Origin of the sequence: Corynebacterium sp. HMSC076D02, from assembly GCF_001813815.1 — a bacterium.
Lineage (GTDB): Bacteria > Actinomycetota > Actinomycetes > Mycobacteriales > Mycobacteriaceae > Corynebacterium > Corynebacterium simulans.
The window spans coordinates 2,623-27,945 of sequence record NZ_KV814074.1 but is presented as its reverse complement, the minus strand read 5'-3'; the positions used below and the strand labels follow the sequence as shown (position 1 = coordinate 27,945).

The 25,323-nt window shown below is 59.7% G+C and carries 23 protein-coding genes, 1 tRNA gene, 1 other RNA gene and 1 pseudogene; 19 read left to right on the top strand and 7 right to left on the bottom strand.

Features of this window, described 5'->3' with window-relative positions; all coding sequences use genetic code 11:
- The first annotated feature begins 102 nt into the window (after positions 1-102).
- Both HMPREF2935_RS10345 and HMPREF2935_RS10340 read left to right on the top strand, forming a co-directional pair.
- Positions 103-528, top strand: coding sequence for a DUF3052 domain-containing protein (locus HMPREF2935_RS10345; RefSeq protein WP_083313225.1), 426 nt, complete (start codon positions 103-105; stop codon positions 526-528).
- A 65-nt stretch (positions 529-593) separates the two neighbouring features.
- Positions 594-669, top strand: a tRNA-Val gene (locus tag HMPREF2935_RS10340).
- A gap of 533 nt (positions 670-1,202) precedes the next feature.
- On the opposite strand, the pseudogene HMPREF2935_RS13650 reads toward HMPREF2935_RS10340, so the two are convergent.
- The 3 genes and pseudogenes from HMPREF2935_RS13650 to HMPREF2935_RS10330 form a co-directional block, all read right to left on the bottom strand.
- A pseudogene (locus HMPREF2935_RS13650) lies at positions 1,203-1,310 on the bottom strand (rhodanese-like domain-containing protein); the annotation flags it as partial.
- Positions 1,311-1,459: 149 nt separating this feature from the next.
- Positions 1,460-2,449: an SURF1 family cytochrome oxidase biogenesis protein gene (locus HMPREF2935_RS10335; protein WP_070733105.1), complete on the bottom strand. Its 990-nt coding sequence runs from the start codon at positions 2,447-2,449 to the stop codon at positions 1,460-1,462.
- Positions 2,450-2,458: 9 nt separating this feature from the next.
- A complete protein-coding gene (locus HMPREF2935_RS10330; protein ID WP_070733103.1) occupies positions 2,459-2,947 on the bottom strand; it encodes a low molecular weight protein-tyrosine-phosphatase in 489 nt (162 codons plus the stop codon).
- A gap of 115 nt (positions 2,948-3,062) precedes the next feature.
- On the opposite strand from HMPREF2935_RS10330, the gene HMPREF2935_RS10325 reads away from it, so the two are divergent.
- From HMPREF2935_RS10325 to HMPREF2935_RS10305, 5 genes are all read left to right on the top strand, one after another.
- Entirely contained in the window at positions 3,063-3,893 is an 831-nt protein-coding gene (locus HMPREF2935_RS10325) for a Nif3-like dinuclear metal center hexameric protein (RefSeq protein ID WP_062043821.1), read from the top strand.
- Between the two features lie 34 nt (positions 3,894-3,927).
- A complete protein-coding gene (locus HMPREF2935_RS10320; protein WP_061923772.1) occupies positions 3,928-4,641 on the top strand; it encodes a zinc ribbon domain-containing protein in 714 nt (237 codons plus the stop codon).
- A complete protein-coding gene (locus HMPREF2935_RS10315) occupies positions 4,641-5,819 on the top strand; it encodes a bifunctional RNase H/acid phosphatase (protein WP_070733101.1) in 1,179 nt (392 codons plus the stop codon). The genes HMPREF2935_RS10320 and HMPREF2935_RS10315 overlap by 1 nt, the downstream gene beginning before the upstream one ends.
- 15 nt (positions 5,820-5,834) lie before the next feature.
- Positions 5,835-6,275, top strand: an RNA gene (gene rnpB / locus HMPREF2935_RS10310) — RNase P RNA component class A.
- 27 nt (positions 6,276-6,302) lie between these two features.
- Entirely contained in the window at positions 6,303-7,706 is a 1,404-nt protein-coding gene (locus HMPREF2935_RS10305) for a ribonuclease catalytic domain-containing protein (protein WP_061923766.1), read from the top strand.
- Positions 7,707-7,729: 23 nt separating this feature from the next.
- Here HMPREF2935_RS10305 and HMPREF2935_RS10300 read toward each other — a convergent pair whose 3' ends face one another.
- A complete protein-coding gene (locus HMPREF2935_RS10300) occupies positions 7,730-8,998 on the bottom strand; it encodes a galactokinase family protein (RefSeq protein WP_061923763.1) in 1,269 nt (422 codons plus the stop codon).
- 201 nt (positions 8,999-9,199) lie between these two features.
- On the opposite strand from HMPREF2935_RS10300, the gene HMPREF2935_RS10295 reads away from it, so the two are divergent.
- The gene (locus HMPREF2935_RS10295; protein WP_070733099.1) at positions 9,200-9,385 is read left to right on the top strand and encodes a hypothetical protein; all 186 of its coding nucleotides are present in this window, start codon (positions 9,200-9,202) and stop codon (positions 9,383-9,385) included.
- Positions 9,386-9,394: 9 nt separating this feature from the next.
- Here HMPREF2935_RS10295 and HMPREF2935_RS10290 read toward each other — a convergent pair whose 3' ends face one another.
- The gene (locus HMPREF2935_RS10290) at positions 9,395-11,161 is read right to left on the bottom strand and encodes a CYTH and CHAD domain-containing protein (RefSeq protein WP_061923758.1); all 1,767 of its coding nucleotides are present in this window, start codon (positions 11,159-11,161) and stop codon (positions 9,395-9,397) included.
- Between the two features lie 96 nt (positions 11,162-11,257).
- On the bottom strand, positions 11,258-12,343 hold the full coding sequence (locus HMPREF2935_RS10285; RefSeq protein WP_070733097.1) for a DUF2786 domain-containing protein: 1,086 nt from the start codon (positions 12,341-12,343) through the stop codon (positions 11,258-11,260).
- A 181-nt stretch (positions 12,344-12,524) separates the two neighbouring features.
- On the opposite strand from HMPREF2935_RS10285, the gene HMPREF2935_RS10280 reads away from it, so the two are divergent.
- The 6 genes from HMPREF2935_RS10280 to HMPREF2935_RS10255 all read left to right on the top strand — a co-directional run bounded on the left by HMPREF2935_RS10280 (position 12,525) and on the right by HMPREF2935_RS10255 (position 18,892).
- Positions 12,525-13,856: a glutamine synthetase family protein gene (locus tag HMPREF2935_RS10280; protein ID WP_061923753.1), complete on the top strand. Its 1,332-nt coding sequence runs from the start codon at positions 12,525-12,527 to the stop codon at positions 13,854-13,856.
- 22 nt (positions 13,857-13,878) lie between these two features.
- Positions 13,879-16,950 carry a bifunctional [glutamine synthetase] adenylyltransferase/[glutamine synthetase]-adenylyl-L-tyrosine phosphorylase gene (locus tag HMPREF2935_RS10275; protein ID WP_070733095.1) on the top strand — a complete coding sequence of 1,024 codons (3,072 nt, stop codon included), beginning with the start codon at positions 13,879-13,881 and terminating at the stop codon, positions 16,948-16,950.
- 59 nt (positions 16,951-17,009) lie between these two features.
- The gene (locus HMPREF2935_RS10270; RefSeq protein WP_062043859.1) at positions 17,010-17,369 is read left to right on the top strand and encodes a hypothetical protein; all 360 of its coding nucleotides are present in this window, start codon (positions 17,010-17,012) and stop codon (positions 17,367-17,369) included.
- A 33-nt stretch (positions 17,370-17,402) separates the two neighbouring features.
- Positions 17,403-17,828, top strand: coding sequence for a hypothetical protein (locus HMPREF2935_RS10265; protein WP_062043862.1), 426 nt, complete (start codon positions 17,403-17,405; stop codon positions 17,826-17,828).
- Between the two features lie 116 nt (positions 17,829-17,944).
- On the top strand, positions 17,945-18,163 hold the full coding sequence (locus HMPREF2935_RS10260) for a hypothetical protein (RefSeq protein WP_062038124.1): 219 nt from the start codon (positions 17,945-17,947) through the stop codon (positions 18,161-18,163).
- A gap of 9 nt (positions 18,164-18,172) precedes the next feature.
- Positions 18,173-18,892, top strand: coding sequence for an AAA family ATPase (locus HMPREF2935_RS10255; protein ID WP_070733093.1), 720 nt, complete (start codon positions 18,173-18,175; stop codon positions 18,890-18,892).
- Here the strand turns inward: HMPREF2935_RS10255 and HMPREF2935_RS10250 are convergent.
- On the bottom strand, positions 18,889-20,190 hold the full coding sequence (locus tag HMPREF2935_RS10250; RefSeq protein WP_062038130.1) for an MFS transporter: 1,302 nt from the start codon (positions 20,188-20,190) through the stop codon (positions 18,889-18,891). The two genes, HMPREF2935_RS10255 and HMPREF2935_RS10250, sit on opposite strands and share 4 nt — an antisense overlap.
- Positions 20,191-20,228: 38 nt before the next feature.
- On the opposite strand from HMPREF2935_RS10250, the gene thrC reads away from it, so the two are divergent.
- The 5 genes from thrC (at position 20,229) to HMPREF2935_RS10230 (ending at position 25,186) form a co-directional block, all read left to right on the top strand.
- Positions 20,229-21,677, top strand: a complete 1,449-nt coding sequence (thrC, locus tag HMPREF2935_RS10245; RefSeq protein WP_070733135.1) for a threonine synthase — start codon at positions 20,229-20,231, stop codon at positions 21,675-21,677.
- 21 nt (positions 21,678-21,698) lie between these two features.
- Complete coding sequence (locus tag HMPREF2935_RS13280; protein ID WP_162839576.1) at positions 21,699-21,851, top strand: hypothetical protein; 153 nt, start codon at positions 21,699-21,701, stop codon at positions 21,849-21,851.
- A gap of 28 nt (positions 21,852-21,879) precedes the next feature.
- Complete coding sequence (locus HMPREF2935_RS10240; RefSeq protein WP_246817666.1) at positions 21,880-22,779, top strand: trypsin-like serine protease; 900 nt, start codon at positions 21,880-21,882, stop codon at positions 22,777-22,779.
- A gap of 48 nt (positions 22,780-22,827) precedes the next feature.
- Complete coding sequence (locus tag HMPREF2935_RS10235; RefSeq protein ID WP_061923922.1) at positions 22,828-23,358, top strand: NUDIX hydrolase; 531 nt, start codon at positions 22,828-22,830, stop codon at positions 23,356-23,358.
- 193 nt (positions 23,359-23,551) lie between these two features.
- Complete coding sequence (locus tag HMPREF2935_RS10230) at positions 23,552-25,186, top strand: CTP synthase (protein ID WP_070456092.1); 1,635 nt, start codon at positions 23,552-23,554, stop codon at positions 25,184-25,186.
- The last annotated feature ends 137 nt before the right edge of the window (positions 25,187-25,323 follow it).

Here is a 25,323-nt window from a genome sequence, read left to right as displayed (position 1 = left end):
GCCGGTGAAAGGCGCTATTTGCTAACTTTGCAAAACTGCTGTGTGCAGTAAATCTCCTGTGTAATCGCGAAAACTACTGTGCAAGGCGTTATGATCTTGCTCATGCCAGAAAATGGAAGGAATAAAGCAGTGGCTGATGCGGCCAGCAAGCTCGGAATCACCGAGGGGCAGATTGTCCTTGAACTCGGGTGGGACGAGGATTGCGATTCCAGCATCTCCGAATCTATTGAGGATGTCCTTGGAGAGGATTTTCTCGATGAAGAAACTGACGAGCTTTGCGACGTCGTGCTTCTTTGGTGGCGTGCCGAAGACGGCGACCTCGTCGATGGTCTCGTCGATGCAACCCGCCCGCTAGGGGACTCTGGCCGGATCTGGCTTATGACCCCAGGAGCAGGCAAGCCGGGCAACCTCGCGCCGGGTGACATCTCCGAGTCCGCTCAGCTCGCAGGCTTGGTGCAGACTAAAGCGGAGCGCCTAGGCGAGTGGCAAGGTTCTTGTTTGGTTGCTCGCGGATATACCAAGAAATAACTTTTACCAGGCGATTTGTTAGCTAACGCTTGTGTGGGCTAATCTTATGCAAGCGTTAACGCAATGCGGCTTTAGCTCAGCTGGAAGAGCAACTGGTTTACACCCAGTAGGTCGGGGGTTCGATCCCCTCAGGCCGCACCATTGTGAAGTCTCGAGACATCGTTCCTTTGGATGGGGTCTCGAGATTTTTGTTTCCTTCAAACGCGCTTCGGGGCTAAGTAGCAAAAAGTGTGTCCGCTACGGCGTGTCGTGGGTACGTATCTCCGGGCATAAAGCCTCCTAGGGGCTACGTGGCTTCCATCGTTGTGAGCACAAAGTGCGCGCCTCGGAGATCGCACATACCAGTTTGTGTGCGCCTCGTTTGAGGCGGCGTAGAGGGCCGGTATGAAGCCTTTAAGCGTTCCACCTGCAATGCGCTGCAGGTAGCTAATCTAAACCGTTGCATTCCGCTCTGATGAACCCCCGCGACAATGAAGTTGTATTCACGGCTTCTAAGAGTCGGATGCTGTGGACTACCACAGACTCACATCGAAAGCGGTATTTCGCTATCTAACCTGGCCTATTTCGTATTCGATGAAACAAACCAAGCATTTATATATTCTGGCCAGCACCAATGCTTGGAATCAGACACACTTTTTGCTACTTAGCCCTTCAGTTTCCTTAATATGGGCTGCCTACGCGGTATTCTGCTCCAGCCATGCGTTGATGCCGCCGCGCAGGGAGTAGACCTGCGTGTAACCGCGCTCGCGCAGTGCGGCGACGGCTTGGGCGAAGCAGATGCCTGGACGGAAGCCCGCAAATGGTGAGGAGCGATGGGTACATTCAGGCTACTCACGTCACACTGGTTACTTTGAGAATCAAGAGTTGCGGGGCGACCTCACCATTTGGATGCAAAGGACGCTAAGCCTCCGTAAATGGTGAGGTCGGCGGCTTAGAAGCGTTCCTGGCCGCGTTCGCGGATTTTTTCATAAAAATCCGGCTTGGAGTCGCCGTAGCGGGAACGACTGCGACGCGAAGGCGTCGTATCTGCACGCGGGGTGGATTCCGCGGCGGCCGCGGGCTCCGTGGTTTCCTTGGCGGAATCCGTGGAAACGCTTGCAGTGGGGGCAGAGTCTGCAGCAGAGCCAGGGCCTGCAGCGAGGGCAGAAGCGCCATCTGTGCTGGAGGCAGCCTGCAATGCCGCTTCTTCCTCGCGGGCCCGGCGGCGTTCGCGGATTTCGGACCACACGAAGTAGCCCAAGCCCAGCGGCGCCATGATGCCGAAGGCAATCCACTGGTAGCCATAAGACAAGTGGTTACCGCGGTCGAGCTGCGGGACCTCCAAGGCGGTCAGCTCACCCGGCTGCTCAGGCGAGAGCTGGATGTAGTCGTGGCCCAACTTTGTATCGGTAAGCGAGGCCACCTCTTCGGTGTGAATTGAGTAGACCTGCTCGTAGCCTTCTTGATCAATCGGCGCAGAGGCGTGCTTCGGCTCGTCCGCGCGAATCATGCCGACAATTGTGGTCTCACCGGCAGGAGCCTTAGGAATCGAGGGCACAGTGTTTCCCTCACCAGCGGCAATCCAGCCGCGGTTGACCAGCATGGTCAGGCCAGAGTCTGTGCGGAAGGGTACCAATGACTGGTATACCGCACCCGAAGAAACTGGACGCAGGCGCAGTAGCACTTCCTCATCAGCCAAGTAGCGTCCGTGGAGGGTAGCGCGGGACCATTCATCATCTGCGATGGCACCCTCAGAATCAACGACCTCAGAAAGCGGGCGTGGGTCCGCCTCATAAGCCTGGGCGATTAGGTGATTGCGTTCCACAATTCGGTCATCTTTGCCCAGCTGCCAGGGCGCTAGCACCGTGAAAGCAAAGTAGGAAAAGGTCACCACGAAGATGAGCAGCAGAACCCATCCCGGCTTGAGGAACGTCTTTAACATGCCCTTATCCTAGACCTGCTGCTCGCGAATCCAATCCAGCAGGCCAGGCACGGCTGCTTCGATTTCCTTGCGCGTTCGCGCGAAGTCCTCCTCCGTGCCGTAGTAAGGATCCTCCACGTCGAGCTCCTCGGCATTCGGGTCGAAGCTGCGCATCAAGCGAACGCGCTCCGGGTCGATACCTCGCTCGATGAGGGCGTCGCGGTGGCCGGAATCCATCGCGATGAAAAGATCCGCATCCATGTGCTCAGGGCCGAGCTGCGCCGCGCGGTGGGTTGCGCCGTCGTGGCCGCCGCTGCGCAGCTCCGCGATGGCGCGCGGGTCCGCGCCCTGGCCCACATGCCAGCCGCCCAATCCGCAGGAAGAGGTACGGGCGACGAGATCTAGCATGTCTGTCTCCATGGCATCGCGAACGATGATTTCCGCCATGGGGGAGCGGCAAATATTGCCCGTGCAGACGAACACGAGGTGCAATGCGGAGGGGTTGTCCTCAGAAGTCATGGGGGTTTAGACCTCTTATAAGCAAATAGAGCGATTTCTGAACGAAAGCTAGGATAGTGCAGCAGCGCGCAGAGAGCGAAAACATAGCGAATAATGCATTAAGGAGCCTTAAGCCATGGCGCAGACAACCGTTGGTGATATCCGCCGCGTCCTCGAGGAAGCCTATCCGCCGCACTTGGCCGAAAAGTGGGATGCCGTGGGCCTTATCTGCGGTGATCCGGAAGACGAGGTGGGAAAGGTGGCCTTCGCCCTCGACTGTACCCAGCAGGTTGCAGAAAAGGCAGTGGAGATGGGCGCGCAGATGCTAGTTGTGCACCACCCTTTGCTCCTGCGCGGGGTGACTTCCGTGGCAGCGGATACGCCAAAGGGCAAGGTCATCCACACCTTGCTCAAGGGCGGCGTCGCCTTGTTCGCAGCACACACTAATGCGGATAAGGCCCGCCCGGGCGTTAATGACAAGCTCGCCGAGCTGGTGGGCATCGAGCCGGGACGCCCGATTATTCCGCACGCGCTTTCCGACGCCGAAGTCACCGAGACCAGCCTCGGCCTCGGGCGCATCGGCGAGCTGCCCGAGCCAATGACTCTGCGCGAATTTACGCAGCAGGTCGCAAATGCGCTTCCGGAGACGGCCTGGGGAATTCGCGCGGCGGGTGACCCAGATGACGTCGTCAAGCGCGTGGCGGTTTCGAGTGGCTCCGGTGATTCCTTCCTGGATGCCGCTCGTGAGCTGGGCGTGGATGTGTATGTGACCTCGGATCTGCGCCATCACCCCGTGGACGAGCACCTGCGTGCAGGGGGACCTGCCGTGGTCGATACTGCCCACTGGGCCAGCGAATTTCCTTGGACTACGCAGGCGCGCGATATCGTGGATAAGGCTTACAAGGTGGATACTGAAATCATCGAGCTGCGCACCGACCCGTGGACATTGTCCGTCCACGGAAAATAATCGCCTCGGGAAGACCTGCCATAAGGAGAACTAAATGAAACTGTCGAAGCAACTGCAGCCTGTCCTGCTGGAACTTGCCAACCTCGAGCGTTCCCAGGGCGTTACGGGAGAAAAGACCATTCCGGAGCAGCAGGAGTACGAAAAGGCACAGCTTGAGCACAAGCGGCTTGTCGACGCCGCCGGTTCCGCCCAACTCGCCGTCGACGACATGGAGATGGAAATCCTGCGTATCCAGGCCGATGAGCGCAAGCTGCGCCAGCGCGAGCGCGACGATAAGGCCCAGTTGGGAGCCGAGGTTGACCCGGAGCGTCGCAAGGACTTGGAGCATGACCTGTATGCGGCAAAGTCGCGCATCGCAGACTTGATGAGCGAGCTGCAGGAAGCTCACAATGAGATTCACGCGCTGCGCTCGAACCGCGACGTGCACGGTGCGCGTGTGGATGAGTCCCAGCGCAAGTTGGAAAAGCTCGCGCGTGCTGCGGAGGCGGCGCAGGAGGCAGTGGATAACCGCCCGGATCCGGCAATCCGCATTGCGGAGCTGCGCGAGCAGCTGCCTGCCGACGTCCTGGATAGCTACGATTCCGTGCGCCACGAAAACGGTGTCGGTGCGGCGGCCTTCAAGGGGCGCGCATGTGGTGGCTGCTTCATCGTGCTGCCGCCGGCAGAGCAGAATGCGGTGCGTAACGCCCCAACCGAGGTCCTGCCGCAGTGCGGCGATTGCGGCTCCTACCTGGTGCGCCCGGCCTAATGAAGCTGGTTATTTATGCCGATGGCGGTTCCCGTGGCAATCCGGGAATCGCGGGTTCCGGCACCGCTGTCTATTCCGCCGACCGCCAGCAGCTGCTGCGCGAAATCGCATATGTCGTAGGTAAAAAGTCCACCAATAACGTGGCCGAGTACCACGGCTTGCTGCGTGGGCTCGAGGCCGCGGTGGAGCTAGGCGCCGACGAAGTTGATTTCTTCATGGACTCTAAGCTCGTGGTCGAGCAGATGAACGGGCGCTGGAAGATCAAGCACCCAGACATGCAGGCCCTGGCGTTGGAGGCGCGCAAACTCATCGACCAAATCGGCACGTTCAACCTGAGCTGGGTGCCGCGTGCCAAGAACAAGGTCGCGGATGCGTTGTCGAACGTGGCGATGGATGCCGCCGCCGCGGGCGAGCCGGTGGGTTTTGTCGGCGATACTGAGCAGGCGGATCAGGCTCCTGCGGTGCAGGAGACCGCCAGTGTGGAACCGGGAGAGCCGGCCGCTGCGAGCCAGCCCAGCGATTGGATGGCCGAGCAAGGCCCGGTCACGCGTTTCATCCTGGTTCGCCACGGACAAACCGCGATGTCGGTGGCCAAGCAGTACTCAGGCCATGCCGATCCAGAGTTGACCGAGTTCGGCCGCAAACAGGCACTCGCAGCTGCCCAGGCGCTGGCCGATACGCCAGTCGATGCCATCGTCTGCTCACCACTCAAGCGCTGCCAGCAGACCGCACAGGCGATTGCGCGCAGCGTGCGCCCGGCCGGAGCTGATAAAGATGCTCTTGAGGTGGAAACCGTAGCGGGCTTAATCGAGGTCGACTTCGGGCTGTGGGAAGGCAAGACCTTCGCCGAGGTCCACGCTGCCGATGGCGAGCTGCACGGCCAGTGGCTAGAGGATGCCTCCGTGGCCTGCCCCGGCGGCGAGTCCTTGCAGCAGGTTCACCGCCGCGTGCGCAAGACCCGCCAGGAGTTGCAGGAAAAGTATGCGGGCAAGACCGTCGTGGTGGTCTCGCATGTCAATCCGATCAAGTCCTTTATCAGGCAGAGCTTGGACGCAGGTCCGGTGACTTTTAATCGCCTCTTTTTGGACTTGGCGTCGATAAGCATTGCGGAATTCTGGGACGGCGGCTCGATGCTGCGCGGTTTCAACGATGTGGGCCATTTGCAGTCACTGGGCTAGACTGTAACGCGCGAATGAGCCGACCGGGTGAACGCGTCCTTTCCGAACCAACCTCCACGAGGGGTAAGGCGGGGGACGAGGAAAGTCCGGACTCCACAGAGCACAGTGGTTGCTAACGGCAACCCGGGGCGACCCGCGGGCAAGTGCAACAGAAAGTAGACCGCCTAACGACTTCGTTACGCCTCGTCGTACGAAGATTCGTGAGGTAAGGGTGAAACGGTGAGTTAAGAGCTCACCAGCACCGTCAGTGATGGCGGTGGCTGGGTAAACCCCACTGGGAGCAAGGCATCATGGCCGGCATTTTTGCGGGCTTGATCAGGCGTTCGAAGGCTGCTCGCTTTAGCCTGAAGGTAGCTGCTTGAACCAACTGGCAACGGTTGGTCTAGATGGATGTTCACCGCCGCACGCTTGATGCGTGCGGGAAGACAGAATCCGGCTTATAGGCCGACTCATTCGCCCATTTTTCTGGAACAATGGGGTGGCATGAAACTCTATGCCGCCCCATTAGATTTCCGCTCCGTCGCCGCCGAATTCGGTGTGCCCACCGACTTTAGTGAGGAACTGTGTGCGGCGGCCGCGGCCGCGCAGGATCGTTTCGCCACCTTGCGCCGCGATGCGCGTGATATCCCGCTGGTTACCATCGACCCATTGGGCTCCAAAGACTTGGACCAAGCCGTGTGCATTGAGGCGCGCATGGATGGCTACCGGGTGTATTACGCTATTGCCGACGTCGCGGCTTTCATCGAGCCCGGCAGCGCCCTGGAGGAGGAGACCTTCCGCCGCGGGCAGACCATATATCTGCCCGATGAACCAGCGCGTTTGCATCCCACGGTGTTGTCGGAGGACAAGGCCTCCTTGCTGGAGGGCGTGGATCGCCCAGCCGTGTTGTGGACCATCGACCTCGATGGGGCGGGCGAGGTTCTGGACTTTACTTTGGCGCGAGCATTGGTGCGCTCGAGGGCGCGGCTGGATTATGAAGGCGTGCACGCGGATCTGGCAGCGGGCAGCATGCATTCCTCGATTGCTTTGTTGCCGCAAGTAGGAAAGCTGCGGCAGGCTTCCTCGCTGCGCCGGGAGGCGATTAATCTGCGGCTTCCTTCCCAGAGTGTCGAGGAATTCGAGGAAGATTGCCAACACCGCTATGAACTGGTCATTGAGCCGCGGTACGAGGTCATGGACTATAACTCGGAGATTTCTCTGCTGACCGGGATGTGCGCGGGGCAGCTGATGGAAAAGCACGGCGTGGGGTTGCTGCGCACGCTGCCTGCGGCCACGGCGGAAGCTGAGGAGGAGTTCCGCACTGAGGTTGCGGCCTTGGGCTATTCGCTTGACGACGCCTCGATTACTCAGTTCCTGCAAACACTCGATGCGGATTCGCCGCGGGGCATGGCCGCAATGCGGGAAGCGCAGCGCCTGCTGCGCGGTGCCGGCTACGTGTGGCTGGAGGAATCGCCCGCGGAGGTACACGCGGGCATCGGCGGCTACTACGCGCATGTGACTGCGCCGCTGCGGCGGTTGGCGGATCGATTCGCCACGGAGGTCTGCCTCGCGCTCGCACACGGCGAATCTGTGCCGGAGTGGGTTAGTTCGCGCGCTGGGGACTTAACTCGCACGATGGCCACGACCTCGCAGCTGGCCTCCCAAGTGGATAAAGCCTGTCTGAACCTGACAGAGGCAACCGTTCTCGAGCCATGGGTGGGCACGAACTTTGAAGCGATCGTGGTCCAGGGTGGGCCAACGCGTGAGAAAGCCCGCATCTTTGTGACGCAACCTCCGGTATTTGCGGAGGCTGTCGGGCACCCAGATACGGGCAGTGAGTCTAACTTCTCTCTGGTCAAAGCTGACGTGGCAGAGCGCGACGTGCTTTTTGCGTGGCCTGCTGATTAGTTGTGGTTAGTTCGCTGCTGTGGCTAGAAGGTATTAGCTTGCTCGCCGTCGAGCAGTGGAACCACCAGCAATCCGTCCTCGGCGAGGTCCGCTGCGAAGTTATCGGCCTTGGCCGCCGGCACGAAAGCGATGACAGACTGGGAAGTACCAGCGTGTGCTGAACGCGCAGAGCGTGCGCCGCGCACCGTGGCTAGCTCGGCAATCTTTTCCGCGGAGTGCAGGCTATAAACCGTGGTTAGTGCTTGCTGCGACTGGTTAAGCAGCGGGAAGAGATCGGTGCCGCGGCGCGAACGCAGGGCGCGGGCGAGTTCTTGGGCGCGCTCGGTTTCTTCCGAATAGAACACCAACCACTCGGCGGCTTCGGCCAAGGTGGGCTGGTTGGCCGAGCCATGGACCTTGTGAACTGCCTTCAGCCAATCCAGCACACGCTGGGATGCGTCGGGCAAAAGTCGCAACGACTCAGCGCCGAAAGCATGGCAGGCATCATCGATGAAACGCTCACGCTGGCGAATCGCGGCGATGCCTGGTGTGGCATCGAAATCGCCGGGGACGGTAACAGCAAACGCGGCAATCTCGCGGGTAATTGGGTGGGGCGCCTGGGTGACGGAGCCATCCGCGTAGTCCACGATTGTTACTGTCTCGCCCACGCCTCGGAGCGCGGCAGTGTGGCGGGCACGCAGGGCGGGGTATTCGCCGAAGGTGCCGACCGACTGGGAGCAGACATCGGCGATGCGTGCGCGCAGGGGAGCGGAGTGAAGATCTTCGGCATCACCGAGCAACGCTAACGCTACAGCGACATCTCCCGCGGCAAGCGCACCAAGACCGGCTGCGAAAGGAATATCGCTAACCACCGTGACGTCCATGCCGGCGGTTTCACGAGAAAGCAGCTGGCGGTTAATCATGGTGTGTGCGATGCCGCCCCAACGGGCTGCGAAGCCACCGACCGGAGCCGCCGGGATGATGGGCTGGCCCTCAGAATCTATTGACGGCAGCTGCTCTGCGGCACGGGATGCCAGTTCGGTGAGACTGATGGCGTCGTTGATGGTCTCGCCCTCGTGCGGAACAAGGTGAACCGCAATGGTGCCGTCGGTACGTGGGCTAACCGCTGCGGCAGCACGCATCTGCGCTAAGCCCATTATGGCGACGCCACCAAAGTGGTCAATGTGCTCGCCAATGAGCGAGAAAGTAGCGGGCGCACTAGCGCAGTGTGCTGGTTCCGTGCCTACTAGTTCGAGGTGGGCAGCGTTGATTCGCTCCGCTGCGGGGGAAGAAGGCGTGGACCACATCGGCATGGTGCGAGGAACTCCTTGGTGCTGCTTTGGGGGACTTTGGACTTTCATAGTCTAGCGTTTACGCGCCAGACGCCTATTGGGATGTGCCTGTAAAGTGGTGGCACCCCTTAAACACCCTAGTGTGGCCGCCGGCCACCGCTACCCGCAACACGGGGTGCGGACAGTAGCAGCAGAAGGGCTAGTTAAGAAAAGGAGCCTTTTATGAGCAACCCAGATGAGCAGTGGTACTACGACACCGCCACCGGCAAGATAACCCAGGGCGCTGAAAGCGGTTGGGATAACCGCATGGGCCCGTACGCCACCCGCGAGGAAGCAGAGCACGCTATCGAGATTGCGAAGGCTCGCAACGAAGCCGCTGATGCTTACGACGCGGAAGATGACGCTTAAGACTCGATCCTATTTCTTGAGCTTCTTGCTCAGCGGCTTGAACGCGGACTTGATGGCCTTGAAGGATTCGGCATAATCGTCGAGTGCTTCGAGGCCAATATTGCGTTCACGCTGGTAAAGAAGGCCGTAACCAAAAGTGTCTTCACCGCGGCGGCGAGCGGTGTTGGCCAGCTCTAGGAGCTTGTCACGGGAAGTGACGGAGTCTTGGAAATCACCCAAGACCGATTGCATTTGCTTGCAAGCCTTGTACAGGCCCTTGGTCTTTAGGTTCGTCGCAGAACCGGCAGCCTCTGCTGCATAACGCAGCTTCTTAGCGGCCTTGCGCATGTCGTGGAAGTAATCCTCACGCTCGTGCAGCGATAGTTCTGGGTTATCCCAGTTCTTGATTGCCTTCTCATGACGCTTGACGAGCTTCTTGTACGCCTCGTTGAGGTGCATCGCCATGACCTGGTCCATGGACGGAGCTTCCTGCTTCTTGGCGGCAGCGTCCTTCTTTTTCTTCGGCGCGGTGTCCGTAGCCTCTGCTTCTTGGGCGGTCTCTTCCGAACCCGAGGCCTCAGCAGCGTCCGCGGCTTCTGCAGCTGGAGTAACGGTGGAAACTACTGTGGCGTCTTCGGTCTCTTCGGCATCATCTGCAGGCGCTTCCTCGGAGTCCTGTGCTACTGGTGGGTTGGCTAGTAGCTCATCAAGCGAATCCAGCAGCTCCAAGTAGCGCTCCGAATCGAGTGCGGCAACCACGTGGCGGTGAGCGCGGCGGTATGCGGTGCCCATGTCGCGTGAGATGTGCTCGCGCGTTGCCTCGTCCAATGTGTCGGAATCTTCGGAGGCAAGCAAGCTCTGCCAGCGTTCTTCAACAACCTCAGCGTCGCGTGCTACGCCTAGGATGCCGGCGAGAAGCTTTAGCTCAGATTCGATGCGCTCGATTTCCGGGCCAACGACAATGCCGTGGAAGGTTTGAATGTGGCTGCGCAGCTCGCGGGTAGCCACGCGCATCTGGTGGACAGAATCCCATTCGTTGCGACGGACGCGGGGGTCGTAGTCGACGAGCTTGTCACGGTTCGCCTTCAGCGCACTGACCACCGCGGCGGCAGCGGAATCCGGTTCCACGCTCGAAGTCTGCAGTGCTGGAGGAAGGGGCGCGTTGCGGATGGAATCGCCCAAAGCGGACTTCAGCTTGGACGGGGAGGAGGAAACGCGTGCGCCGGCGCCGATGAGGAGGGACGTGGCTTCGCGGATGAAGCGGCTTCCTTCATTGGTGCCTGGTAGGTCGCCGGCGAGCTCCACTTCCCACTCACGCCAGGTATGCTGACCGCCTCCTTGCAGGAAGGAGAAAGCGGTGACGTGGTCATCGCAGAATTCAGCAACCGGTTTTCCCTCGGCGTTAGCAAGAACCATCTCAGTACGGTTGTTATCAACCTGGGCGATGGGGGCAAGCGGGTGATTGCGGATAACGGAGCGAACCTCGTGGAGAAGCTCTGCTGGGACCTCGTAACGGCCATCTACTGGCTCGCCGAGCTCGGCATGAATCTCCGTTCGGCCTTGGCTGCCCGGAATCTTAATGTGCCAGCCATCATCATTTCCGCCCGTACGACGACGCAACGTGATCTTTGCATGGGTCAGACGCAGGTCTTCGGTGTCGTAGTAGATGGCAGAAAGTGCGTGGTGGTGGGTTTCAGCGATGTGGTCCACGCCAGCGAGCCGGGTGAGCTCAGGCAATTGGATGGATTCAGCGACTGCGAACTTTGCTTCGACTTCGAGGAAAGTCTTCGTAGACATGCACACACCTTTAATCAATACGTATTTAAGGAAAGAAGAGTTACTAAACGAAAGCCTACCCGTCAGCGTAGGTTAATGGGGCAGGCTTTCCAGACGTTAACTGGCGATCTGCCGCTGGCTGCTTGAGCCTATGGAATCGCCTGCAAGATGCGATTTTTCAGCCGCACTTGCACCATCGTGTACCCCGGCCCAACTACTGGCAGCAAGCGTCATTGCGGAAAGGTGAGGGAACAAGCGGTTGCGGGCTTCCTCGGAACCAACCTGGCGCTCATACAGCGCCGGGATTGCCTGCCGGGCAAGGCTGCGGCCATCGGCCTCATTGCCGGTTTCTGCCGTACGGGCATCTGCTGCTTCAGACATTCCGGTGAAGTTAGCTTCATCGAGCAACTCCGAGATGCGGGCGGCATAGGACAACCAGAAACTACGGCGGTAGGCGGCGGTCTCGCCGCGGCTGCGCGCCTGGGCCGCACCGTCTCCGGAGCGCATGTACCAGTCGCATTGGCGGCTCAAGGAATCGAAGAGCTGGGCCACATGCGCGGAATCTTCCGCCGTGCCAACAACGCAGGCGATGCCCTTTTCGTGCGCGAGGATTGAGGCGCAACCATTGTGATAGGCCACAACGCCCAGCAAACTCGCTTGGTGCTTTACATACGGGGCGTGGATATGCACGCGCCGAGCAAGGAAATCTGGAGCGTGCCCAGCAAACACATCTTCCACACGGTAGCGCTGTTGCAGGGACTGCGCCTTGGCAATGAGCGCATCCGCTTCATTCTCAAAGGGAGTGGATTCCGCCTTGCGCAGGAGGTTGTTTATCTTCTCGCGAATCTTCGCTTGCTTCGGATCAATATCCGCTTGGCGGTCCTTCGCGGCCGCGACCAAAAGCTCAGTATCACGCAGCTTAGGCAGTCGTAACAGCTCCAGGCTTAGCTTGCGAAGTGTTTCCTCCGGGAGAATCAGCGAGCCCGAACGTGGTGGCGCTAATTGCAGCCATTGCTTGCGCAGTACCGGCGAAGAAATGCGCGCCGGGACGCGTGGTGCGGCGCGATAGAGCAGGGGATGGACCTTAGGACCTAGAACGTGGAGGATATCGGCCGGTGCCCAGCCTTTCTCGGCGGCCCAGACAGCGTTGATGAGAGCTTCGTTGTGGAGAGCGCGGTGGGAGTGGTCAGTGTCTTGGTACATGGTCTTCCTTTCGGCTGTGTTCGAATGTGTGTTCAGCAAAGCATGTCGCCCAGACATCCCTTCCTCGCATCGCCCCCACCTTTTGCCCCCGAGATACTTTGCTGAAATGGTCAAACGCCGCCCAAAGTAGTGTCTAATAGAGTGCGCAATTTACGCGTGTATCGCAGGTAAGGTTTAGAGCATGAACAGCCAACATGAATTCGTCCTCCGCACAGTCGAAGAACGCGATATTCGCTTCATCCGCCTGTGGTTCACCGACATCTTGGGCGCACTCAAGTCCGTTGTCATGAGCCCCTCCGAGCTGGAATCGGCATTCGAGGAGGGCGTGGGTTTCGACGGTTCATCTATCGAAGGCTTTTCCCGCATCTCCGAGTCGGATACTCTCGCCCTGCCGGATCCTTCGACCTTTCAGATCATGCCTTTCGACCAGGATGAGCCGGAGATTGCTTCGGCGCGCATGTTCTGCGATATTGCCCAACCAGACGGCCAGCCTTCCATGGTGGATCCGCGCCATATCCTGCGCCGCCAGGTCACCGAAAGTGCCAACGAGGGCTTTACCTGCATGGCTGCACCAGAAATCGAGTTCTACCTGCTGGAGCAATCGCCGGATAATACAAATCTCATCGCGACGGACAATGGCGGTTACTTCGACCAAGCCACCCATGACCGCGCGCCGAGCTTCCGCCGTCGCTCCATGTCGGCGCTAGAGGCCTTGAGTATTGCCACGGAATTTAGCCACCATGAGACCGCGCCGGGCCAGCAGGAAATCGATCTGCGCCATGCCGACGTGATGACCATGGCCGATAACATCATGACCTTCCGCCACGTCATAAAACAGGTGGCTGCTGACCAAAAAGTCCAGGCCACGTTCATGCCGAAGCCTTTTGAACACTTGCCAGGTTCTGGCATGCACACCCACTTGAGCCTGTTTGAAGGAGAGCACAATGCTTTCCACGATCCCGACGATGAATTTTCCTTGTCCCAAACCGCCAAGCAGTTCATTGCGGGCATTTTGGAGCACTCCGTTGAGTTGACTGCTGTGACCAACCAATGGACCAATTCCTATAAGCGCTTGATGTTCGGCAACGAGGCGCCGGGCTCAGCAACCTGGGGCGTTTCGAATCGTTCTGCGCTCGTCCGCGTGCCTACCTACCGTCTGGGCAAGGCGGAGTCGCGTCGCGTGGAGATCCGTTCGCTGGATTCTGCGATGAACCCATACTTGGGTTATGCCGTCTTGCTGGCAGCAGGCCTGCGTGGCATCAAGGAAGGCTACGAGTTGGGCGATCCCGCAGAGGACGATGTCCATCAGCTCACTCGCCGCGAGCGCCGCGCTATGGGCTACCGCGACCTGCCCGTCAGCTTGGACCAGGCCCTGCGTGAGTTTGAAAAGTCGGAGTTTATGGCGGAAGTCCTAGGCGAGCATGTCTTCGAGTATTTCTTGCGTGCCAAGTGGGATGAATGGCACTCCTATCAGCAGCAAATCACCAGCTTTGAGCTCAACCTCAACTACTAGTTAGGCACTTTAAAGGATTTTGATGCGCCCTATTGCAGTTCCCTCGCCGGCCACCCTAGGCCTTACTCGAGCGACGGCAGCTAAAGATCTTGAACAACTGGGCTGGGATAATCCCGAGTCGCTAGAGCTTTTGTGGACGCTCGCAGCTTCGGGTGATCCGGACCTTGCGCTGAACACGCTAATCCGCATGTATGAGGCTGTTCCCGAGCTCGATGGGCAGCTGCGTAGCAGCGAGGAATTGCGCGTGCGCACCTTAGCTTTGCTCGGGGCGTCGACAGCATTTGGTGATCACTTGGCTGCTAATCCCGAGCTTTGGCGGGAGCTGGCCAAGCCCTTGCCCACGCCAACTGAGATGCTGCAGGAGATGCTTGGTGCAGTGGGCGCTCAACCTGCGGAATTTACTGAGGACGCGCAAGAGGAACGCCCCGATACAGCCACGCCGGATTTGAACACGGCCGGCACCTACCGAGCCGCCGCAGGGGACCACAAGGCGGTGCTTAAGTCCACCTATCGCACGCTCATGATGCGCATCGCCGCTCATGATCTTGCGGGCACGTTTTTCTCCCGCAAGGGGCAGTCTGCGCCGCAGCCGCGCTTGGAGTTCCAGGTTGTCACGCGGCTTTTGACTGCGCTTGCCGACGCCGCCCTTACTGCCGCGCTCGCCGTCGCCATCCGCAACGTCTACGGCGACGACCCCGTCGACGCGAAACTGGCAGTCATGGCGATGGGCAAGTGCGGAGCTGGCGAGCTGAATTACATTTCCGACGTCGATGTCATCTTTTTATCCGACGTCGTTACGCCGAAGATTACGCGGGTGGCCTCCGAGTTTAATCGAATCGGCTCGGCCTCCTTCTTCGAAGTCGATGCCAACCTGCGCCCCGAGGGAAAGTCCGGCGCGCTGGTGCGCACCTTGGAATCCCACGTTGCTTATTACAAGCGGTGGGCAGAGACTTGGGAGTTTCAGGCTCAGCTCAAAGCACGTCCGCAGACCGGCTACTTGCTGCTCGGCGAGGATTACCTGGCCCAGATTGGCCCTATGGTGTGGACCGCATCCCAGCGTGATTCGTTTGTGGAAGATGTCCAAGCCATGCGCCGCCGCGTGCTGGATAATGTGCCAAAAGAGTTGCGGCAACGCGAGCTGAAACTGGGAGAGGGCGGGCTGCGCGACGTCGAGTTTGCGGTGCAGCTGCTTCAGCTGGTGCACGGCCGCTCCGATGAGACCCTGCGCGTTCTTTCTACGGTGGATGCGCTCACCGCCCTGGTCAGCGCTGGATACGTGGGGCGTGAAGATGGCACGCAGTTGATCGAGGCCTATGAGTTTCTCCGCTTGCTAGAACACCGTCTGCAGCTTGAGCGCTTCCGCCGCACTCACGTCTTGCCTCCCGCCGATGATAAGCAGGCCCTTAAATGGCTTGCCATCATCTCCGGGTTCACCCCGCAGGGCAATAAGTCCGCCGCCGAGCGCTTGGACCAGTACCTGAAGACCACGCGCTTGCGAATTCAGGATCTCCACTCCCGCCTGTTCTACCGGCCGCTGCTTAATTCGGTGGTCTCCATGTCCGCCGACGAGCTCAAGCTTTCTCCGGAGGCGGCAAAGCTGCAGCTGGCAGCACTTGGCTATGTCTATCCCGACCGCGCCTTTGAGCACCTGACCTCCTTGGCTGCGGGCACGTCGCGAAAAGCTAGGATTCAAGCCATCTTGCTGCCTACGCTCATGGGTTGGCTTTCCTCGACCGCAGACCCAGATATGGGCCTGCTTAACTATCGCAAGCTCTCTGAGGCCGCGTATGACCGGCAATGGTTCCTGCGCATGCTGCGCGACGAAGGCATCGTGGGGCAGCGTCTAATGATCATCTTGGGCACCTCGCCCTTTGCTTCGGACCTCATCATTAGCGCTCCCGACGTCGTCAAGCAGCTCTCCGACGGCGCTTCGGGCCCGAAGCTGCTGGAAACCAAGCCCGAGCAGGTATCGAAGGCGTTGGTTAATTCCACCAAGCGTCATGCAGACCCCGACAAGGCGGTGGCGGTGGCCCGTAGCTTGCGCCGCGTGGAATTAGCGCGCATTGCCGCGGCGGACTTGCTCGGATTTATGTCAGTGCAGCAGGTGTGTTACGAACTATCCACGATTTGGGATGCCGTGCTGGAGGCAGCGCTGCGCGCGGAGATTCGTGCTTGGCTTGGCGACGCCGCGCAAGAGGAACCGCCCGCACGCATCGCCGTCATCGGTATGGGGCGCCTGGGCGGAATGGAGCTGGGCTTTGGCTCTGACGCCGACGTCATCGTGGTGGCCGAACCTAGCGAGGGCACAGACGAGACGGAAGCGGTCAAGTGGGCAATCGGGATCGTCGATAAGCTGCGGCGTCGGCTTTCTAAACCTTCCGGCGATCCGCCGCTCGACGTTGACCTGGGGCTGCGCCCAGAAGGCCGTTCCGGTGCCGTAGTGCGCACGATTGCCTCTTATGAGCGTTATTACCGCGAGTGGGGCGAGGCCTGGGAGATGCAGGCGCTGCTGCGTGCGGCCTTCGTCGCTGGCGATCGCAGCGTGGGGGAGAAGTTCCTAGCTATGGTCGATGGTTTCCGCTATCCCGCTGATGGCGTTAGCGAAAAGACCTTGCGCGCGATTCGCCGTATGAAAGCTCGCGTGGATAACGAGCGTCTGCCGCGCGGTGCTGATCGCAACACCCATACCAAGCTGGGTCGCGGCGGGTTGTCCGACATCGAGTGGACCGTACAGCTTTTGACCATGATGCATGCCCATGATTACCCGGACCTCCACGATCCTTCGACGTTGCGCGTGCTGGATGCAGTGGAAAAACACGAGCTGATTCCGCCGGAGAAGGTTCAGGTGCTGCGGGATGCCTGGCTGCTGGCAACCGACGCCCGCAACGCCCTGGTTCTCGTGCGCGGTAAGCGTGTGGATCAGCTGCCGACGCCGGGACCTCAGTTGGCCCAGGTGGCCGGTGCTGCCGGCTGGGCACCGGAGGACAACCAGGAATTCCTGGACACCTATCTCAAGACCACGCGGCATGCCCGCAAGGTGGTCGACGAGGTCTTCTGGGGTGAGGCGGAGACCTTCGAGCACGAAAATGCCTAGGCTGGGAACGCAGAGAATGAAAACTGTCCCAGCATTGGACTTAAAGAATTGAGAAAGCCATGTCTTTGAATTTGTCGCTTGATATCACCACCGCCACCTTGGCTGACTTGGAGGCCTTCCTAGCCGCGGCTCGGGCAGCCGGGGCCACAGGCAGCGACGCGCTAGAGCTGGAGGACGCGCAGCTTCGCGTAAGCGTCACGAAGCCGAGGCCGGAAGAAAATATTCACGCCCCGGCGGATGAACCAGCCACCACACAATCAACGCAGCCGCAGGCTCCGCGTCATTCCCAGCAGCCGCGCAGCGCGTGGGAGCGCACCTTGGGCGATAATGCACTTCGCTCTGTCATCGATATTCTTTCTGAGCGTCTCGACCCACCACGTGGCGGCAGCTCCTTTGGTAACTTTGGCCCAAGTATTTAGAACCGCCCTAAGCCAGGATTAGACTTTAAAACCGTGTATCGCAACAAGATCGTCGCCGTGTGGGCGAGTGTGGCCGTGCTGGCCATCCTCGCACTGGGCATTGGCGTGTTTGCCACCACTCGGGATAATCCGCCGGCTGGTGCGCAGACCGTGGCAGAGGCCATCGGTGGCGGTGTGCTGCAAAATGACAATTCCACAGCGCCGTCGAATATCGATGAAGAGCGCATGTACTCGCTGGCTGAAGCGCTTGGCATTCCCCCCGAGTCGATGCCGCGCGACATGCTCGAATCCGCGAATCGTTCCGAGTCCCGCGGAACCATGATTCAGGTTTTGCGCAAAGCAATCGAGCAAGGCGTTCTCAATGATGAGGAGGCCGCCGTTATCCTCAAGGCCTTTGATTTGGGCCTGGTCAACCCAGCCGTCGATACCATCGTCGCGGAAAGCTCCCCAGCGCAGTAATCACAGGAACACACAGGTGCCGTGCAGGCCCACACGAAGCATCCGGCAGGTGCCAGACTTAATGTAATCCTCATAAATATAACGAATGCATAACGCATTGTGTGTAGAGGAGGAACATGAGCTGGCGCGAGAAACTTGGCACCGCGATCGGTGTTTCATTGGCCGTAGCAATTCCGGTCACTGGCGGACTCGGCGTTTCCTATGCGGTCAACGCCATGCCAATAGAATCCAGTGCGGAAATTCCCATTAACTCTGATGAAGTTTCGCAAAGCCCGTTGAAGGAGCCCGGCCAGGAACTCGGGGAAGCGTTGCGTAGCTTCCATCCCGGCCTATAGTGGGCGAGTATGTTGCTGCGCTCGATCTCGCTAAAGAAACAGGAGCTGGATAGCTACTTGCTCCAGCTGCCCATGGTGCAATACCTGCAGGACCTGCCTTACTTCGAGTTCACCTCCCCCGTGACCTGCTTGGTGGGTGAAAACGGGGCGGGCAAGTCCACGCTTCTAGAGGCAATCGCGGTGCGCCTGCGCTTTTCGCCCTTTGGCGGGCGCTACGACGACGCCAAGCGCATCCGCGCGCCTTTTCGCGGCCTGTCCGCGGGGCTGAACTGTAAGCTCGACGAGAATCTACAACGTGGCTATTTCTTACGCGCCGAAACGCATGAGTCCGTGCTTGAGGCGGCTAATACCCCGGACGAACGCGCTGGGCGTAATACCTTGCCGCGCGAGGTGGACTTGGAGCATCGCTCCCACGGCGAGTCTGTCTTCGACGTGCTGGGCGAGCATATCGACGGCCGCGGGCTCTATATCCTTGACGAGCCCGAAGCCGGATTGTCCGTCGTGCGGCAGATGGCGCTCGTGGCCGAAATTCATCAAGCCGCAGAGCGCGGCGCCCAGTTCCTCATTGCCACGCACTCGCCGATTCTGCTTGCCGTGCCGGGCGCGGACATCGTCGAGCTTGGCGACGCCGGTTTCGAGAGGATTTCCTTCGACGCAGCCGAGCCCGTGGCGGCCACCCGGGAATTCCTGGAGGCGCCAGAGGAAACGATAAAGTTCCTGATTGCCTAGGAGACGCTGACAACCTTGACCTTCGGGCCAGTGCCTCCGCCGCGCTTGCGCAGGAAGTGCGTGACAGCTATGCCGAGCATGCCCGCAAGCCAAATGATGAGGGAAGTTACAGCGGCCGCGTGGAAGTCACCCAGTTCGTAGTGTGGCGCGTGGCCACGGCTATCGAGCACCATGCCAAAAATTTGCGCTGCCACCATCGAAGAGATGAATCCACCCATGTTGGCCAAGCCTGTTGCCGTGGCCACCACACTGCGTTCCATGTTCTCGCGCACGATGTCGAAGCCATAGTTCGAGCACGGAGAGCATAACGAAATAGCCACCATGAGGATGAAAAGGCTGAAGAAGCTGTTGCCCCAGAGGAAGAAAGCTGTCCACGACATTATGTTGAGTGTCGTGAAAAACAGTGCCATCCAGTCGCGGAAACCCTGTGCACGCGAGGAAATCTTGCCGTGGATTGGCCCTAACGCAATCATGCAGATCGTATAAAAGGTCAGCACCGTTCCGGCCTGCACCTTGGAGATTCCTAGTCCCTCCGTCATGAACGGCATTCCCCACAACATGACAAATACAGTCGCACCCAAAAGGCCACAGAAGTGGATGAAAAATCCCTGCCATGCAACGGGGGAACGCAGCACCATGGCCAGTCTGGCGGCCAAGGAATGCGCCTGCGAATTGGGTTGCTCGGCGGGAGTTTCGATGATGCCTAGAGCTTCAGGCGTGTCCGCTACGGCAACCGCCGCAGCTAATGCGATGAGGATGCCCGCCGCACCCAAAGCTACAAAGGCCGTGGTCCATCCGGTCCACCCCAAAAGCGCAGCGAAAGGAATAGCGGAGACGAACTGGCCGAGCTGACCCAACGACGAGGTCACCTGGGTAAACATTGGCGTGCGGTGCAAAGGGAACCAATATGGCAGGATGCGCATCACGGATAAGAAGGCCGTGGCGTCGCCCGCGCCAATCAAAAGCCGAGCGGCAATAGCCATCCAATAATTTGCGGTTAAGCCCAGTGCTACCTGCCCCACGCCCATGATGACAGCGCCAATAACGAGCAGTTTGCGAGGACCATACTTATCAATGAGCACACCCGTAGGAATCTGTGCGAACGCATAGATACCCAACTGCACTGAGGTGAAGACCGCAATGCGAGAGGCATCGACGTCGAAACGCTCCATCGCTTCCAGCCCCGCCACACCAAAAGAGGTGCGCCCGGTAATCGCCACGATGTAGACAAGAATCGCGGCAACCCAAATGGATAAGGCTTTGGTGGTCACAACTTCCCGTGGATTTGGCACAGACATGGCTGATACTTTACGCGTGCCCGACTATGATGCAGGGGGTGAAGTACATTTCTACGCGCGACGCTAACCGTCAGCCCGCTTCTTTTACCGATATTCTCTTAGGCGGGCTTGCCCCTGACGGCGGCCTTTACCTGCCGGAATCCTATCCGCAACTAAACGGCGCTGTGCTCAATGAATGGCGTCAGCTGCTTGCTGAGGAAGGCTACGCGGCGCTTGCGGCAGAAGTACTCAAGCTTTTCGTGGATGATATTCCAACTGATGATCTGGAGGCCATCGCGCAGCGCGCGTACACCCATCCTAAGTTCGCGAGCGAGGAAATTGTCCCCGTGACCGCGCTGGGTGATGGCCTTTTCATCGGCCACCTCTCCGAAGGACCTACCGCTGCCTTCAAGGACATGGCCATGCAGCTGCTCGGCGAGCTCTTCGAGTACGAGCTGGGCCGCCGCGATGAAACCCTCAACATCCTGGGCGCTACCTCGGGCGATACTGGCTCTTCTGCGGAATATGCCATGCGCGGGCGCACCGGAATCCGCGTCTTCATGCTGACCCCGGCGGGCCGCATGACTGCTTTCCAGCAGGCTCAGATGTTCGGCCTTGATGATCCGAATATCTTCAACATCGCGCTCGACGGTGTCTTCGATGATTGCCAGGATGTGGTTAAGGCAACCTCCAATGATGCCGGGTTTAAGAAGGAATTCCGCATTGGCGCCGTTAATTCCATCAACTGGGCACGCCTTATGGCGCAGGTCATTTACTACATCAACTGCTACCTGAAGGTCACCTCTGACAACGAGCAGAAGGTCTCTTTCTCCGTGCCCACCGGCAATTTTGGTGATATCTGCGCCGGCCATATCGCCCGTTCGATGGGGCTTCCCATCGACAAACTCATCGTCGCCACCAACGAAAACGACGTGCTCGATGAGTTCTTCCGCACCGGCAACTACCGTCCGCGCCCGGCGGAGGAGACCTTCAAGACCTCCTCGCCGTCGATGGATATCTCCCGCGCCTCGAACTTTGAGCGTTTCGTCTTCGATTTGCTTGACCGTGATGCCTCGCGCACCGCGGAGCTCTTTGGCCCCAAGCTGAAGGAGGGCGGTTTCCAGCTCAGCACTGAGGAACTGCGTGCAGCCCGGGATGAGTATGGCTTTACTTCTGGTTCCTCCACGCATGCGGACCGCCTGGCCACCATTGCATCGGTCAAGGAAAGTTATGACTACCTGGTGGATCCGCACACCGCGGACGGCATCAAGGTCGCCCGCCAGGTGCAGAAGGAAGAGGACATCAAGACCCCGATCATCTGCCTGGAGACCGCCCTGCCGGTGAAGTTCTCCGAGACCATCGTCGAGGCTATCGGCACCAAGCCAGCAGTCCCGGAGCGTTTTGCTGGCATCATGGATGTGCAAAGGCATGTCACGGATCTGCCCAATGACGTCGCTGCAGTCCAAGACTTCATTCGCAGCTCCATCGCACAGACCGACGTGAAATAGCACCCCAGAGGAGCATAAAAGATGGCACAGGAACAGTTCTCCGGACCGGAATACTTCACCGAGTTCGATCCAGAGAAGTTCATCCGCGATCTCAAGGAGATGGCGGAGATGGAAAAGGAAAACAAGCAAGCTTCCGAAGCAGACAAGAACACCGATGGTGATGGCACGGTCTAGCTCGCGGGTACCACAGATAGCAGCCGCCGTGGCTTTAGCAATTGGCCTCGGCGGCTGCTCTTTGATCCCCACGCAGACGGTGCAGCACGCGCTTGGCGACGCCGCGGCCACCCTCACTGCTGAATCCGCCGCACCGGAGGCGTCGGAAAGCGATGCTCAGGTAAACAACGAGGGTGACGCGGAAGCCACGCCAGCGCAGCCGGAAATCCCCGCCGCGAGCCCCGGTACCTCGCGGCCTGCGCTCTCGCCCATGCCGGCGGGAACCGCGTTGGATATCTCCGCCCAGGAACCGAAACCAGGAGAGTATTTTGACTTCCAGATGTGCACCGCAGCGTGGTCTTTCTCGCTGGAAGATGGCCGCAACTTCGCGGTGACCGCATCGCACTGCGGCAAACCCGGCGACCGTGTGTGGGCCGGAAACGCGCATCGCACCTTTACTTTCCCGGCAGAACCAATTGGGGAAGTGGTCTATTCGGACTTGTATTCCGATACCACCCACGGCCTCGACTTCGCGCTCATCGAGCTGCATGCCGACGTGGGTTACTACACGCCGAAATACATGGAGGCCGGCGTGGCCACAACGGGCGAGCTCCCACAACAGCTGTGCAAGCTAGGGCGGATCACTGGGGAGACCTGTGGCGAGCTAAGCCATGGCCCGGAAAAGGGCGGGCTGAAGTCCGGCGAGATCCGCATGGAAACCACGGCCGCTCGGGCGCGCCTGTGCGGTACCCAAGGCGATTCCGGCGGGCCGATGTACGCCCAACTGCCAGGAGGACCCGCAATCGTCGGCGTAGTCTCTGGCACCACGCAGGAGCTAAAAGGTCAGTGCGCCGAAGCGTCGGACATGGAGCTTTCCTTTACCCCTGCAGCCGATATCGTAGCGCTCATCCCGGAGATTTTGGGCTCTGAAATAGCGCAGGCGGCCTAGCGCGGGCGCGGCCAAAAGCGGACAAAGAAAGCGGCTAGGGTAGTAGGCATGGCAACCCCTGAATACATCCTCAACCTCCGTGAGAAGGTGGGCCACCAGCAGCTATTCCTGCCAGCGTGCACCGCAGTTATTGTCCGCGATGTTCCCATGAACGCGGCGCTATGGGAAGTCCCATCGGTGCTGCTGGTGCAACGCGCCGATAATGAGACCTGGGCGCCCGTCGAGGGCATCTGCGAGCCTGGCGAGGAAATCACCACCACAGCCATCCGTGAGGTCAAGGAAGAAGTCGGTCTCGATGCCACCGCGGAAGCGCTGCTTGGCGTGGGGCAGGTAGGCCCTGTCACCTACGACAATGGCGACGAGTGCATGTTCATGTCCACCGCACTGCGGCTTTCGGTTCCAGAAGGCGCGGAGCCGGTGGTCTCTGACGAGGAAAACCTTGCGGCGCAGTGGTTCTCCGTGGCCCAAATGCCGGCTTCGGTAAGCGCCCGTAACCGTATGCTGATCGGTGATGCCGTGGCACAAATGAAGCATCCGAAGGGCTTTCGCCCCCGCATGGGATTTGTAAAACGCAACTAGCAATCGCGTATGCCCAAAACCACCTCCAACCTGGATTTCTGTCAGCTAATTGTTTCTATTTGATGGCTGGTGATAGTCTGAAGATCCGTAGGTCGCCGCGCGAGGCGTCCCGCGGATTTTTTGATCTTCAAGGGGTGTCTCGTTGCGCTGAGCTTGCCGCATCAGCAATCAAATTCCTCGAAAGGTGCATTCCATGCCACCTCGTTCCAACCAGAACACCAAATTCATTTTCGTCACCGGAGGAGTTGTCTCCTCCCTGGGCAAAGGCTTAACAGCGGCATCGCTGGGTCAGCTGCTTTCTGCCCGCGGACTCTCGGTGACCATGCAGAAGCTCGACCCATATCTCAACGTCGACCCAGGCACCATGAACCCGTTCGAGCACGGCGAAGTCTTTGTCACCGAAGACGGTGCCGAGACCGACCTCGACCTGGGCCACTACGAGCGCTTCTTGGACCGCAACCTCACGAAGAACGCGAATGTGACCACGGGCAAGGTGTACTCCTCGGTCATCGCGAAGGAGCGCCGTGGCGAGTACTTGGGCAAGACCGTGCAGGTCATCCCGCACATCACCGATGAGATCAAGGATCGCGTGCTCGCGATGGCCGCGCCCGATGCCTCCGGCAATGTGCCGGACGTGGTCATCTCCGAAATCGGCGGCACCGTGGGCGATATCGAATCGCAGCCCTTCCTGGAGGCCGCACGGCAGGTACGTCATGCCGTCGGCCGCGAGAATATCTTCTTCATCCACTGCTCGTTGGTGCCATACCTCGGCACTTCGGGGGAGCTGAAGACGAAGCCGACCCAGCACTCCGTGGCGGAGCTGCGCTCCATCGGCATCGTGCCGGACGCAGTGGTGCTGCGGTGTGACCGCGACGTTCCGGATGGCCTAAAACACAAGATTGCGCTGATGACCGACGTCGAGGAAGAAGGCGTCGTGTCCTGCCCCGACTCGCCGTCCATCTATGACATCCCGGAGGTGCTCTACCGCGAGCACCTGGACACCTTCGTCATCCGCAAACTAGGCCTGCCTTTCCGCGATGTGGATTGGACCCAGTGGGGCGAGCTACTGGATCGCGTCCGCAACCCGCGCCACGAGGTCACCGTGGGCATCGTGGGCAAGTACATCGACCTGCAGGATGCGTACCTTTCCGTGGCGGAGGCAATCCGGCATGCAGCCTTTGCTCACCACGCGAAGGCGAAAATCAAGTGGATCACCTCGGATGACTGCGAAGCAGACTCAGCCACTCCGCTGGGCGATCTCGACGCCATCGTGGTGCCAGGCGGCTTCGGAGTGCGCGGCATCGAGGGCAAGATCGCCGCGGTGAGCTACGCCCGAGAGAACAAGATTCCTTTCCTGGGCCTGTGCCTGGGTCTGCAGTGCACCGTGCTGGAGGCGGCCCGCCAGGCAGGCATTGCCGACGCCTCCTCGACAGAGTTTGACCCCGAGACCTCTGCGCCAGTCATCGCCACGATGGAGGAGCAGCAGGCGGCCGTCTCCGGCGAGGCGGATCTCGGCGGCACCATGCGCCTGGGCGCTTATCCAGCTGTGCTCGCTGAAGACTCCGTCGTGGCGAAGGCATACGGCACCACTGAGGTCTCTGAGCGCCACCGCCACCGCTACGAGGTCAACAACGCCTACCGTGCGCAGATCGAGCAAGGCTCCGGCCTGGTCTTCTCCGGCACCTCGCCCGACGGCAACCTGGTCGAATTCGTGGAGTACCCTGAGCACCCATTCATGGTGGCCACCCAAGCCCACCCCGAATACAAGTCGCGCCCAACGAAACCACACCCGCTCTTTGACGGGCTGATTGCAGCGGCGCTGAGCTAAAGGCCGCCGGCCGCTAAGCAAGCGGCCTAAAATGCGTAAAATCCCTGCGGAGAGCTTGTGCTTCCGCAGGGATTTTCTGTGCACCCTAATTAGCAGTCCTAATTAGCAGTCGTAGTACATCTCAAACCACCACCTAA